Raw genomic sequence first — 14,396 nt, forward strand, 5'->3', positions numbered from 1 at the left:
CGCGCGGCGGCGTACGCCCGTACCCACGGGTGGACACCGCCGGGCGCAGGCCGGTTCGCGGTGCGGCCCCGCGGCACCGCTCAGCGGATGTCCGTGCTGACGGTGCCGGGCCCGCCCAGGTGCGGGGCGGAGGCGTAGCCCTCGGCGGGGGCGGGGAGGGCGTCCAGGCAGTCCTCCGAGCACGCGTTGACGAGCAGCGGCAGGACGTCGGTCGCCACGGCGAGCGATATCCACCGCCGGCGGAGTTCGCGGTCCGGCACCGGGCCGGCGCAGACGCTGCAGGCGTGGACCGCCCCGCCGCCCCAGCGTCCCGGGTCCACCGACGTCCTCTCCCAGTCGTCGTCCACGGTACGGAGCACGGGGAACGGCGGCCGGTACCTGAAGTTGCCGTACAGGGCCCGCGTACTCACGGTGCTGTCGCGCAGCTTGCGGCACCGGGTGATCTCGTACGGCAGCCAGTGGAGCCTGCGCGAGGTGTACGGACTGAACTCCGCCAGATTCGTCATCGCCCCGATCTCGGGCGGGATGCGTACCAGGTTGCTGCCGTAGAGGACCAGTTGCCGCACCTCGGTGAGGCCGGCGATGCCGGCCGGCAGCGTGACGATCTGGCGCCGCTCGGCGGGACTCAGCTCCACCAGGGGCTTGAACACCTCCCGGCCGTCGGCGGCCGCCTCGTCGACGAGTTGGAGCAGGTGCAGCCAGCCGGGCGCCGATGTGTCCTGCCGGTCCGGGTGGAAGGCGACCTCCGCCTTGTTCGAGCCGCCGCGCCTGTCGAGGCAGTCGCACCGGTCCCGGTCCGGCTCCCCGCCCGGTCCCACCGCGTCCGCCCACCGGTTGCCGAACAGTCTCGGCCGCTCTCGCTCATCCATGGACGCGACCCTATGGGCTGGGCGGGTCCACCTGCCCGGAGACGGAGATCCGGCAACGCAGAAGGGCCGCCGTCCCGCACGGGACGGCGGCCCTCAGCACGTCGGTTCCCCCGGATCCTGCCGATCCGTGACCAGCCCGTGAAGCATCCGGTCGTAGACGGCGGCCGCCCGCTCGTCGAGTTCCTCCGGTTCCAGGCCGAGGTCGCGGGCGATCGTCTCTCGGAAGATGCAGTAACCGAGGTACGTCGACGCGGTCATGGCGTGCATGACCAGCCCGTCGGCGTCCTCGGGCAGAGCGCCCTCGCGCCGGTCGCGCTCCAGTGCCCGCCTGGTGCGGTCCAGCTCCGGGAAGAGCGTCAGTTCCGGGTCGCCGTCCAGCGCCAACAGAGCTTCCAGGCGCAGGAGCTGGGGTCGTTCCAGCGCGTATCGGAGCATGGTGCGGCGGCGTTCGGCGAAGGGTTTGTCCCAATGGCTCTGCGCACCGAGTGGCGCGGTGTCGAGGATGCGGCCGATGGCTGCCCGCAACAGCGTCTGGCGGTCCCCGAAGTACTGGTAGATCTGGCCGTGGTTGACCCCGGCCTCCTTGGCGACCTCGCGCAGCGTGATCCCGGCCAGCGCGCCGTCGCGTTCGAGAAGCCGCAGGGCCGCGTCGAGCAGATCCGCCTCGGTCTCCTGGCGAGTGCGCCGGCGGCGCCTGGCGGGTGCTGCGGCTGGCTTGTCCGACATGACACTCCCAAAACTACTGGTCAGTAACCCGTTGTCGGGTGCGTGATCGCGACGTACGGTCCCATCTTAACGTTCCGTTGTTAACGAACCGTTGATTAGGTGGATCATGACCGACACACAGCCGCCTCTGGCTGGAATACGCGTACTCGACGTCTCGACCGTACTGGCAGCCCCGGTGACCGCGACCTTCCTGGGTGACTTCGGCGCCGACGTGGTCAAGGTCGAGGAGCCGGGCCGCGGCGACTTCACCCGGGGTGGGGCCGGACAGGACGCCCCTGGCAAGCGGTCCCTGCAGTGGGTGCAGGAAGGGCGCAACAAGAAGTCGGTCACCATCGACCTGCGCACCGGGCGCGGGCAGGAACTGCTCCGCGAGCTCGTTCCCCACTTCGACGTCGTGGTCACCAACTACCGTCCGCCGACGCTGGAGAAATGGGGGCTCGGGCCGGACGCACTGCGCGCCCTCAATCCGCGCGCCGTGCTCGTCTTCCTCACCGGCTACGGGCTGACCGGCCCGTTCCGTGACCGGGGCGCCTTCGACCGGATCGCCAGTGCCTACTCGGGGCTGACCTATGTCAGCGGCGATCCGGACCGCCCGCCGGTGCGCTCGGGCTACTCGGTCATCGACTACATGGCGGCCTACCTGGCCGCCTTCGCGACCATGACCGCGCTGTACCACCGCGATCTGCGCGGCGGTGAGGGACAGATCATCGACCTCGCGCTGTACGAAGCCGGGTTCCGGGCCTGCGAGAACGCGCTCGTCGCCTACAGCGGAACCGGCGCGGTCCGCGAACGGCTCGGCAACCGCAATCCGAACATCGCGCCCGCCAGCGACTTCGACACCGCCGACGGCCGCCGGGTGTCCGTGCACGCCGGCACCGACCCCCTCTTCCGCCGCCTGGCCCAGGCGATGGGCCGCCCCGGGCTGACGGAGGACGAGCGCTTCGCCGAGCGCGACGCACGGCTCGCGCACCAGGAGGAGTTGTACGAGATCGTCGCGACCTGGGTGGCCGCCCTGGAGGCCGACGCCGTGGTCACGCTGCTCAACGACGCGGGCATTCCGTCCGCGCCGCTCATGAACGTCGCCGACATCGCCGCAGACCGCCACTACCGCGAGCGCGGCACCCTCGCCGAGGTGCACGACGAACACCACGGTGACCTGCTGATGGCGGCGCCACTGCCGCACCTGAGCGAGACGCCGGGATCCATCCGCAGCCTCGGTGCCGCACTCGGCGAGCACACCGACGAGGTCCTCGCCCAGCTCCTCGGCCTCGACGCCGCGGCCCTCGCGGCGCTCCACGCCGACGGTGTCGTCTGACGCGACGCCGCCCCTCCCTCCGTGTACCCCGATCTCCGACGACGTAGACAGGCGTGACGACCATGACTCGACAGCAAGGGGCCCTGCCTGAAGTGGCGGATTCCGCCGTGGTTCCGCAGCCCCGGCGCGCGTGGCTGATGGCGTTCATGATCTTCGCCCTCGCGATGATCAACTTCGGGGACAAGACGGTGCTCGGGCTCGCTGCCGACCCCATCTCCGACGAACTGGGCCTCAGTCACAGCCTGTACGGCCTGGTGGCCAGCAGTTTCTTCGTCTTGTTCAGCATCTCGGCGGTCGTCGTCGGCTTCGTCGCCAACCGGGTCGCCACCCGCTGGGTGCTGCTCGCCCTCGCCGTGGTCTGGTCCCTTGCCCAACTTCCGCTGCTCCTCGCGGCGTCGGTCGGCACGCTGTTCGCCTCGCGCGTCGTCCTCGGCGCCGGCGAGGGCCCGACCGCGGGCGTCGCCGTGCACGCGCTGTACAAGTGGTTCCCGCCCAGGCGCCGCGCCCTGCCCAGCGCGCTGTACGTCATCGGATCGGGCCTGGGTGTCTTCGTCGCCGCCCCCGTGCTCACCCACCTCATCGACCACCACGGCTGGCGCGCCGCGTTCTGGGCCCTGGCCGCCACCGGCGCACTCTGGGCCGTGCTCTGGCTCCTGACCGGTCGCGAGGGCCCCTTCGGCGTGGACGCCGACGGCAACGCGCAGAGCGCCTCGCCGTCCGGGGCCGAGCCCTCCCGCGCATCCGCCTCACTCACCTCGTACCGCCGCTTCCTCGGCAGCCGTACCTGGTGGGGCGGTGCGATCGGCGGGTTCGGGGCGTACTGGACCGTCGCCCTCGGCTCCGCGTTCCTGCCCTCGTACCTGAAGGACCAGTACGGCTACACGTCGGCGCAGGCCGCTCAGGCGGTCGCCCTCTATGCCGCGTTCACAGTCGTCGTCCCGCTGACCGTCAGCCCGTGGGCGGCCCGGATGTCCCGGCGCGGCGTCTCCTCCCGCCGCTCGCGCGGCATCACGCAGGGGGCGCTCGTCCTGGCGGCCGGGACCGCGCTCGCCTTCCTGCCGTCCGTCGACGCGAAGGCGGGCCAACTCGCGCTGGTGGCCGTCGCGTTCGGCTTCGGCGTCGGTGCCTTCGGGCTCTCGTACGAGACGACGTCCGAGGTCACTCCCGTGGACCGGCGCGGAGCCTCGCTCGGCTTGCTGGTCGCGGTCCAGAGCTTGCCGGGGCTGATCGCCCCCGCCGTCACCGGCGTGCTCATCGACGCCGCCTCGGACGACAGATCCGGCTACACGCTCGCGTTCGTGTTCGGCGGCGCCCTGACCTTCGTGTGCGGCCTCGTGGCCGTGCTGACCGTCGATCCGGAGCGCGACGCCCCGAAGGCCCCGGTGCCGACGGACGTCGAGCCGCTCCCCGCCTGACCCCCTCCACAAGCTTCCCGGCACCCTCGCCGGGAGCAGTACGAAAGGTACTTTCCGATGCACAACCAGCACGCCGCGCCCGCGGGTCGGACCGCCGTGATCGAGATCGTCGACCCGGCCACCGAGAAGGTCGTCGGCGAGGTGGTGAACCACGGTCCGAAGGAGTGCGACAGCGCCGTCGAGGTGTCCGCAGCGGCCCAGCGCCGGTGGGCCGCCCTGCCCGGCGAGGCCCGCAGCCAACTGCTCTGGAAGTGGGGCGAGCTGGTCGAGGCCCACCACCAGGAGATCGCCGAGCTGGACGTGCGGTGCACCGGCAAGAACCTGCCCGACGCCCTGATGGAGAGCCACCGCGGCGCCCGCCACGCCCGCTACTGGGCAGGCCGCGCCGACAAGCTCTTCGGCCAGCAGCTCGCCGACGTGCCCGGCCGCCTCTCGTACAGCGTCCTGGAACCCCTCGGCGTCTACGTGGTGATCCTGCCGTGGAACGCCCCCGCGCACTCCTTCATGGCCCGGGTCACTCCGGCGCTGGCCTGCGGAAACTCCGCCGTCGTCAAGCCGTCCGAGCTGTCGCCGCTGTCCGCCGTGCGGCTGGCCGAACTGGCCGAGGAGGCCGGCATCCCGGCGGGCGTCCTCCAGGTCGTCACCGGTGACGGCTCCACCGGCGCGGCGCTGTGCGCCCACCCCGGCGTCGCGGGCGTCTCCTTCACCGGCTCCGTGCCCACCGGCCGGGCCGTCGCGCACGCCGCCGCCGACACGTTCAAGAAGCTCACCTTGGAGATGGGCGGCAAGTCGCCGATCGTGGTGTTCGACGACGCCGACCTGGACTCCGCGGCCCGCGCCGCCGTCCTCGGCATCCTCGTCAACGCGGGGCAGATCTGCGCCGCGTCCAGCCGCCTCATCGTGCACGCCGACATCGCCGAGCAGTTCGTCCAGGAGGTCCGCGAGCGGATGACCCGGGTCACCGTGGGCGACCCCACCGCCAAGGGCACCATGGTCGGGCCGCTGGTATCCCGCGGTCAGTACGAGAAGGTCGTCGGCATGCTGGAGGAGGCACGGGCGGACGGTGCCCGCGTCCTCACCGGGGGCGGTGCCCACGCCCCCGGTGAACCCGGCTTTTACGTCCAGCCGACCCTGCTCGACGGCGTGCGCCCGGACATGCGCATCGCCGAGGAGGAAGTCTTCGGCCCCGTCCTGACCGTCCAGACCTTCACGACCGAGGCCGAGGCGATCGGGCTGGTGAACTCGGGCGATCTGGGCCTGAGCAGCTACGTCTGGACCCGGGACATGGGCCGCATGATCCGCATGACCCAGGCCGTCGAAGCAGGCGTCGTGCACGGCAACACCCCGCTGGTCATGGACTCCGCGCTGCCGTTCGGCGGCTTCAAGGACAGCGGCCTGGGCGGCGCCTACGGCGAGGACGCCGTCGCGGGCTGCACCCGCACCAAGCGCGTCACCCTGCGCGTCGCCGACGCGCCGCTCCCCAGTCCCTGGCCCGGCATCTGACGCGCTGACCTGGCGCCGCACCACTCCGTACGTCCGAATCAGGAGCACCACCATGCCCACGAACACCCGTATCGTCGTCCAGGACAAGCCCGGACAGCCGCTCGAACTGCGCGAGGTCACGCTGCCCGGCCCGGGTCCGCACGATGTGCTCATCAAGGTCCACGCCAGTGGCGTCTGCCAGAGCCAGCTGTTCTGGATGCACGTGCCGCACCCCGATCCGATGCTCTTCGGCCACGAGGGCTACGGCACCGTCCTCGCCACCGGCAGCGAGGTGACGCACGTGGCCGAGGGCGCGACCGTGCTGGTCACGTGGCTGCCGCGCGCCGCCGACCGCATGCCGGGCCGCGCCTCCCTCGACATCCCCGGCCTCGGCACCGCCTACTCGCCCAACGTCTACACCTGGGCCGACCACGCCCTCGTCGACGAGCTGTACGTCGTCCCGCTCGATGAGAAGAGCCGTCAGGACGTCGTCTCGGTGGTCGGTTGCGCCGTGCTGACCGGCGCGGGCGCCGTCTCCCGCGTCGCCCCGGTCGCCGCCGGTGGCAGCGTCGCCGTCTTCGGGGTCGGCGGCGTGGGCCTCTCCGCCGTCGCCGCCGCGTCCATCCGCGGCGCCGAGCACGTCGTCGCCGTCGACCTGGCCGCCGAGAAGCTGGAGTTCGCGCGGAAGTTCGGCGCCACCCACACCGTCGACGCGAGCCAGGGCGACCCCGTGCAGGCGATCATCGACATCACGGGAGGCGGCGTCGACGTGGCCGTGGACTGCGTCGCCCTGCCCGAGACGGTCACCCAGGCCGTCAACGCGTCCCGCCCCGGCCGCCTCGGCGTGTCGATGGGCGGCACCGCCGTCATCGTGGGCCTGCCCAGGAAGCCGCTGGAACTCGACATCGCCCGGCAGACCAACGGCAACATGCTCACCGGTCAGAAGTCGCTCATCGGCACCACCGCGGGCGGCTGCCGTCAGGACGACATCGCGACATTCCTCGACTGGCATCACAACGGCACGTTCGACCTCAACGCCTTCGTGACCGACCGCTACCCGCTGGACGACATCAACAGGGCTGTCACCGACCTCGCCCAGGGCAAGATTCTCGGCCGGGCGCTGACCACGATGTGAGCCGTGCGCACCGCCGGACATGGCCCCGCCATGGGACCGGGCCCCGCCGAGGGGAACGGCTGAGGCCGCCACTCCGAGGGGAGTGGCGGCCTCAGCCTTGCCGACAGCCAGGTCGGAGGACCGACCGGCGGTCGTCCTTAGAGGTCGAAGTACAGCTCGAACTCGTGCGGGTGCGGGCGCAGCTGGATCGGGGCGATCTCGTGCGTGCGCTTGTAGTCGATCCACGTCTCGATCAGGTCGGGCGTGAAGACACCGCCGGCCTGGAGGTACTCGTGGTCGGCCTCGAGGGCGTCGAGGACCGCCGGGAGCGAGGTCGGGACCTGCTGGACGCCCGCGTGCTCCTCGGGGGCCAGCTCGTAGAGGTCCTTGTCGATCGGCTCCGGGGGCTCGATCTTGTTCTTGACGCCGTCCAGGCCGGCCATCAGCAGGGCCGAGAACGCCAGGTACGGGTTGGAGGACGGGTCCGGGGCGCGGAACTCGACCCGCTTGGCCTTCGGGTTGGACCCCGTGATCGGGATGCGCATCGCGGCGGAGCGGTTGCGCTGCGAGTACACCATGTTGACCGGGGCCTCGAAGCCGGGGACCAGGCGGTGGTAGGAGTTCACCGTCGGGTTGGTGAAGGCCAGCAGCGACGGGGCGTGCTTCAGGATGCCGCCGATGTAGTAGCGCGCCATGTCCGAGAGGCCCGCGTAGCCCTGCTCGTCGTAGAACAGCGGGGAGCCGCCGGACCACAGGGACTGGTGGACGTGCATCCCCGAGCCGTTGTCACCGAAGATCGGCTTCGGCATGAACGTCGCGGTCTTGCCGTTGCGCCAGGCGACGTTCTTCACGATGTACTTGAAGAGCATGAGGTCGTCGGCCGCGGCGAGCAGCGTGTTGAACTTGTAGTTGATCTCGGCCTGGCCGGCGGTGCCGACCTCGTGGTGCTGGCGCTCGACCTGGAGGCCGTTCTTGTCCAGCTCCATGGAGATCTCGGCGCGCAGGTCGGCGAAGTGGTCGACCGGAGGGGTCGGGAAGTAGCCGCCCTTGTAGCGGACCTTGTAACCCCGGTTGTTCTCGACCGCACCGGTGTTCCAGGCGCCGGCCTCGGAGTCGATGTGGTAGAAGCTCTCGTTCGCCGACGTCTGGAAGCGGACGTTGTCGAAGACGTAGAACTCGGCCTCGGGGCCGAAGTACGCGGTGTCGGCGATGCCGGTCGAGGCGAGGTATGCCTCGGCCTTCTTGGCCACGTTCCGCGGGTCACGGCTGTACTGCTCGCCGGTGATCGGGTCGTGGATGAAGAAGTTGACGTTCACCGTCTTGTCACGGCGGAAGGGGTCGACACGGGCCGTGGACAGGTCCGCGCGGAGCGCCATGTCCGACTCGTGGATCGCCTGGAAGCCGCGGATCGACGAGCCGTCGAAAGCCAGTTCCTCGGCCGGGTCGAAGGACGCCGCGGGGATCGTGAAGTGCTGCATCACACCCGGCAGGTCGCAGAACCGGACGTCGACGAACTTGACGTCGTTGTCGGCGATGTACTTCTGGACTTCGTCGGCGTTCTGGAACATCCAACTCCTCCTACTCCCGACCCGGGAAAGGGCGGGGTTGCAGCTCGTCTGTGTGGCCAGTGCGGTGGCACACGCTGGACCCGACCATAGGCAGAAGGGATTTCTCCAGCATGACCCATTTGTTTCGCACAAGTTAACCAGCCGGGTTGCCGGCGGCACCTCAGCGACGTGTTCCGTGCCCCGCCCGGCCAGTCGCAAACGTGGGCGCAGTACCGTGGACGGGTGGACAACAGGCAAGCAATCGGATCGTGGCTCTCGGGGCCGCGCGCGGCGGCCGAGGAGATGGGCGCCGACTTCGGTTACCGGGGCGAGCGCCTCGGTCTCCCCCAGGAGGGCCCGGGGTCCATCGCCCCGCTCGGCCGGCGCTTCGGGGCACTCTTCATCGACTGGGCCGTGTGCATGGTGATCGCATACGGGCTGCTCGCTCCGGGTGACCAGCAGGCGGCGGGGAACTGGGCGCTCGGCGTCTTCCTCGTGATGAGCCTGCTGACGGTCGGAACCGTGGGTTCCACGCCGGGCAAGCGGATCCTGGGGCTGCGGGTGCTCGCCGAGGACGGCGGACGGCTCGGCGTCGTCCGGGTCGTCCTGCGGAGCGTGCTGCTCCTCCTGGTGATCCCGGCCATCGTCTGGGACCGCGACAGCCGGGGTCTCCACGACAGGCTGGCCCGCGCCGTCCAGGTCCGGATCTGAGGAGTCGGGGCGAGGCGTCCGGCGGACGTACGGCAGCGAAGAGGGGCGGCCCCGGACGAGTGCATCGTCCGGGGCCGCCCCTCTTCGTACGTGCTCGGTCAGCGCATCTTTCCGCCGCGCGGCATCCGCATGCCCTTCGGCATCGGGCCCTTGGGCAGCGGCATGTTGCTCATCAGGTCGCCCATCGCCCGGAGCCGGTCGTTGGCCGCGGTCACCTGCGGGCCGGTCAGGACCCGCGGAAGCTTCAGCATCGTGGTGCGCACCTTCTTCAGCGGCACCTGGCCCTCGCCGTCACCGACGATGATGTCGTGCACCGGTACGTCCACGACGATGCGCGCCATGCGCTTCTTCTCGGCGGCCAGCAGGCTCTTCACCCGGTTCGGGTTGCCCTCGGCCACCAGCACGATGCCGGCCTTGCCGACCGCCCGGTGGACGACGTCCTGGCTGCGGTTCATCGCGACGGCCGGAGTGGTGGTCCATCCGCGGCCCACCCGGTCCAGCACCGCCGCGGCCGCGCCGGGCTGTCCTTCCATCTGGCCGAAGGCCGCGCGCTCGGCACGTCGTCCGAAGATGATCGCCATTGCGAGGAGGGCCAGTACGAAGCCCAGGATGCCCGCGTAGACCGGGTGACCGATCAGGAAACCGATCGCGAGGAGGACACCGAAGGTGATGATTCCCACACCCGCGACGACAAGACCCACCTTGGGGTCCGACCGCCTGGTCATCTTGTAGGTCAGGGCGATCTGCTTGAGCCGCCCCGCGTTCTCGGCGCTGTCCGCGCCTTCAGTGTGTGCCTTCCTCGCCATGTACAGAAGTTTACGTGGCCCGGGAGTGACCTAGGAACGGTGGTCGGCCACAGCCTTCAGCACATGCTCCGCCTCGACCCGGTCCTGGGCCCTGCGGCGGTCCTCGAGGACGGCCGTCCAGGCGTTGCGGCGGGCGGTGCGCTGGCCGCTGCTCATCAGCAGCGACTCGACCGCGCGGAGCGCGGTGGTGACGGTCGGGATGGCGTTGGCTCGTACCGGTGCTGCGTGCATCGTGGGTGTTCCCCCTCGGAGCGGATGCGCGCGTCCGGCGCGCACTGAGTAGCGGGAAGCAATGACGAAGGCGGCTGCGGAAGCCACCGCCGATGTACCTAGGGTCACTGCTCGGTGTTACCAGTGCATGACCGGTCGGTCAAACACCAATGAAACCCTGATTTCGGTGCCGCGCACGCCGACGCGGCCCATACGGGCCCCCGACCTGCGGGGGACGTACGGGCCGCGCCGTCGCGACTGTTACTGCTCAGTAATCTCTTGTGCGCCGATTCACACGGCGGACGGGGCCGCGGCGGTCGCGCCGCGCCGCTCCATCGCCTGCTGGAAGAGGCGTCCCGCACGGTAGGAGGAGCGCACCAGCGGCCCCGACATGACGCCGGAGTAACCGATCGCGTCGGCCTCGTCCTTCAGCTCCACGAACTCGTGCGGCTTCACCCAGCGCTCGACCGGGTGGTGCCGCGCGGAGGGGCGGAGGTACTGCGTGATCGTGATGAGCTCGCAGCCCGCGTCGTGCAGGTCCCGGAGCGCCTCGCTGACCTCTTCGCGGGTCTCGCCCATGCCGAGGATCAGGTTGGACTTCGTCACCAGGCCGGCCTCGCGGGCCCGCGTGATGACCTCCAGGGAGCGCTCGTAACGGAAGCCCGGCCGGATCCGCTTGAAGATGCGCGGGACCGTCTCGACGTTGTGCGCGAGGACCTGGGGGCGTGAGGAGAAGACCTCGGCCAGCTGCTCGGGCTCCGCGTTGAAGTCGGGGATGAGCAGCTCCACCTTGGTGGCGCCGCCCTCACGTCCGGCGGTCTGGGCGTGGATCTGGCGCACGGTCTCCGCGTACAGCCAGGCACCGCCGTCCTCCAGGTCGTCGCGGGCGACGCCGGTGATCGTGGCGTAGTTCAGGTCCATCGTCACGACGGACTCGCCCACGCGGCGGGGCTCGTCGCGGTCCAGAGCCTGCGGCTTGCCCGTGTCGATCTGGCAGAAGTCGCAGCGCCGGGTGCACTGGTCGCCGCCGATGAGGAAGGTGGCCTCGCGGTCCTCCCAGCATTCGTAGATGTTCGGACAGCCGGCCTCCTGGCACACGGTGTGCAGCCCCTCGCCCTTCACGAGCGCCTGCATCTTCGTGTACTCGGGGCCCATCTTCGCCCGGGTTTTGATCCACTCGGGCTTGCGCTCGATGGGGGTCTGGCTGTTTCGGACCTCCAGGCGCAGCATCTTGCGCCCGTCGGGTGCGACACCGGACACTCCGGCACCCCTTTGCTTTCGCTGCATTGGATTCTTCGGCGAACACCAGGGTACGCCCGTGGTTAGAACGGTCTTACGTATGGCCAACCTGTGGCCGAGGGGCCCTATTCCGTCCGTGGGCCCGCGCGGGCGCCTCAGGCGGGTGCCGCGGCCCTCGGGGGCGCCGGCGGCTCGACGACCCGGGGCGCGGGCACCGCGTTCTCCAGGACGTCCCTCAGGTGCTTCTCGGCGACCGGGAGAACATCGGCGATCGTGACCTCACGTCCCAGTTCGTACGAGAGCGATGTCACGCCTGCGTCCCGGATCCCGCAGGGCACGATCCTGTCGAACCACGTGTTGTCGGGGTTCACGTTCAGGGCGAAGCCGTGCATGGTCACGCCCTTGGCGACCCGGATGCCGATCGCGGCCAGCTTGCGGTCCTCGCGGCGCTGGCCCGCGTTGGACGGCGCGTACTCGGGGCCGTTCAGCCGGGGGTCGAACTCCTCGTCGTGCAGCCGGGGATCGAAGTCGAGCGAGAGCCCGCCGAATGCGGGGCGGTCCTCGACCGGGTCGCCGAGGACCCAGACACCGCTGCGGCCCTCGACCCGGCTGGTCCGCACGCCGAACTCGGCGGCCGTGAGGATCAGCGCGTCCTCGATGCGCCGGACGTGGGCGACCACGTCCACCGGGCGGGGGAGCTTCAGGATCGGGTAGCCGACGAGCTGCCCGGGGCCGTGCCAGGTGATCTTGCCACCGCGGTCGACGTCGATGACGGGGGTGCCGTCCAGCGGGCGTTCGCTCTCCGTGGTGCGCCGCCCCGCCGTGTAGACGGGCGGGTGCTCGAGGAGCAGGCAGGTGTCGGGGACGGTGTCCTCGAACCGGGCCGCGTGCACCTCACGCTGCTTCTGCCAGGCCTCCTGGTAGTCGACCCGGTCCTCGCCGAATCCCAGACGGACGAACCGCAGCTCACTCACTCGGGTGCCTCCCTACTCGCGGTGCCGCAGGGCCGGGGGGTGTCCCCGGAGCCACGTCACCATGCACTGATGTGCGCCCCCAGCCACTGTACGACCGCCCCGGAGGGCCCCGTCCGGCAGGTTACGGGCAGGGAGATTTTCGTCAGTGATCCGACAATCCTCACACGATCGGATGAATGTGAAGCGAAGGTCACCGACGTCGCCGCCGGGGCGGTTAAGTTCGCGCCGTTCCATGACGGGCTCGCCCGCTCCTCATCGTGGGAGCCCGTGAGGGCCGTACGCCCGGCGCCGAAGGCAGGAGACCTTACAGCTGATGTCGGAACGACCTCCGCAGCGCACCCCGAACAGGCGGCTCGCTGCCCTCATCGCGGAGGCCGGGTTCTCCCATGCGGGCCTGGCCCGCCGCGTGGACCAGCTCGGCCTCGAGCACGGGCTCGACCTGCGATACGACAAGACCTCGGTGACGCGCTGGCTGCGCGGCCAGCAGCCGAGGGGCACCACCCCCGCGCTGATCGCCGAGGTCTTCACCCGGCGGCTCGGGCGCCGGCTCTCCGCGCAGGACCTCGGCCTGGACGCGTGCGCGCCCGTCTACGCCGGCCTGGAGTTCGCGGCCACGCCCGCCGAGGCCGTCGACATCGTCAGCGGGCTCTGGCGCAAGGACTCGGGCAGCCACGCGGAGCTGCGCAAGATCGCGTTCACCCCCGCGGGCCTGGTCGTCCCCAGCAGGGACTGGCTGATCGGACGGGCCGACGAACGGGTCGGCCGCGGTGAGCCGCCGGACCGCGGGAACGCAGAGGCCGGCCTGCCCGCTCCGCGCGCGACCGCCGAGGCGCAGCCGCTACGCGGCCCGCACGGGCTCCACCGGGCCAACGGTTCCGGCGCCCCGCAGACGCCCGGCGGACCCGTCCCCACGCAGACGGCGGCCGGCCCCGGGATCCGGGGGACCGGCGGCACCCGTGGACCCGGCCCCTCCCGTCCGCCCTCTCCGCCGGCCCTGGGCGTCCCGCGCCAGCGGCAGACCGACCGCGCCGCCGGGCAGCGGGTCGGCAGCGGGGACGTCGCCGCGCTGCGCTCGGTGGGCGAGCTCTTCCGCACGCTCGACCACGCCTACGGCGGCGGGCACGCCCGGCAGGCCCTCGTCCGGTATCTGGAGCACGAGGCCGAGCCCATGCTCCGGGGCAGTTACGGCGAGGCGCTGGGGCGCCGGCTGTTCTCCGCCGCGGCCGATCTGACCCGGCTGGCGGGATGGACCTCGTACGACATCGCGGCGCACGGCCTCGCCCAGCGCTACTTCGTCCAGGCGCTGCGGCTCGCCCAGGCGGCCGGGGACCGGCCGTACGGCGCGTACGTGCTGATCACGATGAGCAGGCAGGCGGTCTATCTCGGGCACGGCAGGGAGGCCGTCCAGCTGGCGCGCGTCGCCCAGCAGGGGATCGGCTCCTCCGCGCCGCCCGTCGTCATGGCTCTGCTGCACTCGGTGGAGGCGCGCGGTCACGGCGTCCTCGGCGAGACGAGGGCCTGCGTCGCCGCGCTCGTGCGGGCGGAGCGCGCCCTCGGCTCCTCCCGCCCGGGCGACGACGTGCCGCACTGGGCCCGCTACTTCGACGAGGCCCAGCTCGCCGACGAGTTCGGCCACTGTTATCGCGATCTGCAGCAGTACCGCGTCGCCGCCCAGCACGCCGAACGCTCACTCGAACTACGCGCGCCGGCGTACGCCCGGAGCAGGCTGTTCTGCCGGGTGGTGCTCGCCTCCGCGCGGCTCGGGCTCGGCGAGCTGGACCAGGCGTGCCTGCTGGGCGCCGAGGCGGCCCAGCAGGCGGCGGAGATGAGGTCCGTCCGCGCGACCGAGTACGTACGGGACTTCGAGCGCCGCCTGGAGCCGTACCGGGACGCCGTAGCCGTACGCGGATACCGCGACCGGGTCGCCGCGCTGGGCTGATCCGGGCGTCTCCCGGGGACCAGGAGGAACGACCGGGCCGGACCAGGTC

The 14,396-nt window shown here is 71.2% G+C and carries 13 protein-coding genes; 6 read left to right on the forward strand and 7 right to left on the reverse strand.

All coding sequences use genetic code 11. The annotated features are described in order from the left end of the window. Nucleotides 1-80: 80 nt before the first annotated feature. Complete coding sequence (locus ACFC51_RS09840) at nucleotides 81-869, reverse strand: leucine-rich repeat domain-containing protein (protein ID WP_376527884.1); 789 nt, start codon at nucleotides 867-869, stop codon at nucleotides 81-83. A gap of 93 nt (nucleotides 870-962) precedes the next feature. Further along, nucleotides 963-1,595: a TetR/AcrR family transcriptional regulator gene (locus ACFC51_RS09845; RefSeq protein WP_376527887.1), complete on the reverse strand. Its 633-nt coding sequence runs from the start codon at nucleotides 1,593-1,595 to the stop codon at nucleotides 963-965. A 106-nt stretch (nucleotides 1,596-1,701) separates the two neighbouring features. Between ACFC51_RS09845 and ACFC51_RS09850 the strand changes: the two genes are divergently transcribed. The 4 genes from ACFC51_RS09850 to ACFC51_RS09865 all read left to right on the forward strand — a co-directional run bounded on the left by ACFC51_RS09850 (nucleotide 1,702) and on the right by ACFC51_RS09865 (nucleotide 6,942). Next, entirely contained in the window at nucleotides 1,702-2,910 is a 1,209-nt protein-coding gene (locus ACFC51_RS09850) for a CaiB/BaiF CoA transferase family protein (protein WP_376527889.1), read from the forward strand. Between the two features lie 92 nt (nucleotides 2,911-3,002). After that, nucleotides 3,003-4,325 carry an MFS transporter gene (locus tag ACFC51_RS09855; protein ID WP_376527891.1) on the forward strand — a complete coding sequence of 441 codons (1,323 nt, stop codon included), beginning with the start codon at nucleotides 3,003-3,005 and terminating at the stop codon, nucleotides 4,323-4,325. Between the two features lie 57 nt (nucleotides 4,326-4,382). Next, nucleotides 4,383-5,828: an aldehyde dehydrogenase family protein gene (locus ACFC51_RS09860; protein WP_376527893.1), complete on the forward strand. Its 1,446-nt coding sequence runs from the start codon at nucleotides 4,383-4,385 to the stop codon at nucleotides 5,826-5,828. Nucleotides 5,829-5,880: 52 nt separating this feature from the next. Next, nucleotides 5,881-6,942, forward strand: a complete 1,062-nt coding sequence (locus tag ACFC51_RS09865) for a zinc-binding dehydrogenase (protein WP_376527895.1) — start codon at nucleotides 5,881-5,883, stop codon at nucleotides 6,940-6,942. Nucleotides 6,943-7,079: 137 nt separating this feature from the next. Here ACFC51_RS09865 and glnA read toward each other — a convergent pair whose 3' ends face one another. Further along, complete coding sequence (gene glnA / locus ACFC51_RS09870) at nucleotides 7,080-8,489, reverse strand: type I glutamate--ammonia ligase (RefSeq protein WP_104784933.1); 1,410 nt, start codon at nucleotides 8,487-8,489, stop codon at nucleotides 7,080-7,082. Between the two features lie 222 nt (nucleotides 8,490-8,711). Between glnA and ACFC51_RS09875 the strand changes: the two genes are divergently transcribed. Further along, on the forward strand, nucleotides 8,712-9,179 hold the full coding sequence (locus ACFC51_RS09875; RefSeq protein WP_376374835.1) for an RDD family protein: 468 nt from the start codon (nucleotides 8,712-8,714) through the stop codon (nucleotides 9,177-9,179). A gap of 98 nt (nucleotides 9,180-9,277) precedes the next feature. Here ACFC51_RS09875 and ACFC51_RS09880 read toward each other — a convergent pair whose 3' ends face one another. The 4 genes from ACFC51_RS09880 to lipB form a co-directional block, all read right to left on the reverse strand. Further along, nucleotides 9,278-9,985: a DUF4191 domain-containing protein gene (locus ACFC51_RS09880; protein WP_376374838.1), complete on the reverse strand. Its 708-nt coding sequence runs from the start codon at nucleotides 9,983-9,985 to the stop codon at nucleotides 9,278-9,280. A gap of 30 nt (nucleotides 9,986-10,015) precedes the next feature. Then, a complete protein-coding gene (locus tag ACFC51_RS09885) occupies nucleotides 10,016-10,216 on the reverse strand; it encodes a hypothetical protein (protein WP_099176328.1) in 201 nt (66 codons plus the stop codon). 270 nt (nucleotides 10,217-10,486) lie between these two features. Then, complete coding sequence (gene lipA / locus ACFC51_RS09890) at nucleotides 10,487-11,455, reverse strand: lipoyl synthase (protein ID WP_376374841.1); 969 nt, start codon at nucleotides 11,453-11,455, stop codon at nucleotides 10,487-10,489. Between the two features lie 134 nt (nucleotides 11,456-11,589). Next, a complete protein-coding gene (gene lipB / locus ACFC51_RS09895; protein ID WP_376374844.1) occupies nucleotides 11,590-12,408 on the reverse strand; it encodes a lipoyl(octanoyl) transferase LipB in 819 nt (272 codons plus the stop codon). Between the two features lie 313 nt (nucleotides 12,409-12,721). On the opposite strand from lipB, the gene ACFC51_RS09900 reads away from it, so the two are divergent. Beyond that, a complete protein-coding gene (locus ACFC51_RS09900; protein WP_376527898.1) occupies nucleotides 12,722-14,347 on the forward strand; it encodes a regulator in 1,626 nt (541 codons plus the stop codon). The last annotated feature ends 49 nt before the right edge of the window (nucleotides 14,348-14,396 follow it).

The sequence above is a fragment of the Streptomyces sp. NPDC055962 genome (genome assembly GCF_042270185.1).
Classification (GTDB): domain Bacteria; phylum Actinomycetota; class Actinomycetes; order Streptomycetales; family Streptomycetaceae; genus Streptomyces.

What these genes read in the sequence shown, in the direction of transcription:
- ACFC51_RS09840 (WP_376527884.1), bottom strand. Translation starts at nt 869, where the DNA reads ATGGATGAGCGAGAGCGGCCGAGACTGTTCGGCAACCGGTGGGCGGAC.
- ACFC51_RS09845 (WP_376527887.1), bottom strand. Translation starts at nt 1,595, where the DNA reads ATGTCGGACAAGCCAGCCGCAGCACCCGCCAGGCGCCGCCGGCGCACT.
- ACFC51_RS09850 (WP_376527889.1), top strand. Translation starts at nt 1,702, where the DNA reads ATGACCGACACACAGCCGCCTCTGGCTGGAATACGCGTACTCGACGTC.
- ACFC51_RS09860 (WP_376527893.1), top strand. Translation starts at nt 4,383, where the DNA reads ATGCACAACCAGCACGCCGCGCCCGCGGGTCGGACCGCCGTGATCGAG.
- ACFC51_RS09865 (WP_376527895.1), top strand. Translation starts at nt 5,881, where the DNA reads ATGCCCACGAACACCCGTATCGTCGTCCAGGACAAGCCCGGACAGCCG.
- glnA (WP_104784933.1), bottom strand. Translation starts at nt 8,489, where the DNA reads ATGTTCCAGAACGCCGACGAAGTCCAGAAGTACATCGCCGACAACGAC.
- ACFC51_RS09880 (WP_376374838.1), bottom strand. Translation starts at nt 9,985, where the DNA reads ATGGCGAGGAAGGCACACACTGAAGGCGCGGACAGCGCCGAGAACGCG.
- ACFC51_RS09885 (WP_099176328.1), bottom strand. Translation starts at nt 10,216, where the DNA reads ATGCACGCAGCACCGGTACGAGCCAACGCCATCCCGACCGTCACCACC.
- ACFC51_RS09900 (WP_376527898.1), top strand. Translation starts at nt 12,722, where the DNA reads ATGTCGGAACGACCTCCGCAGCGCACCCCGAACAGGCGGCTCGCTGCC.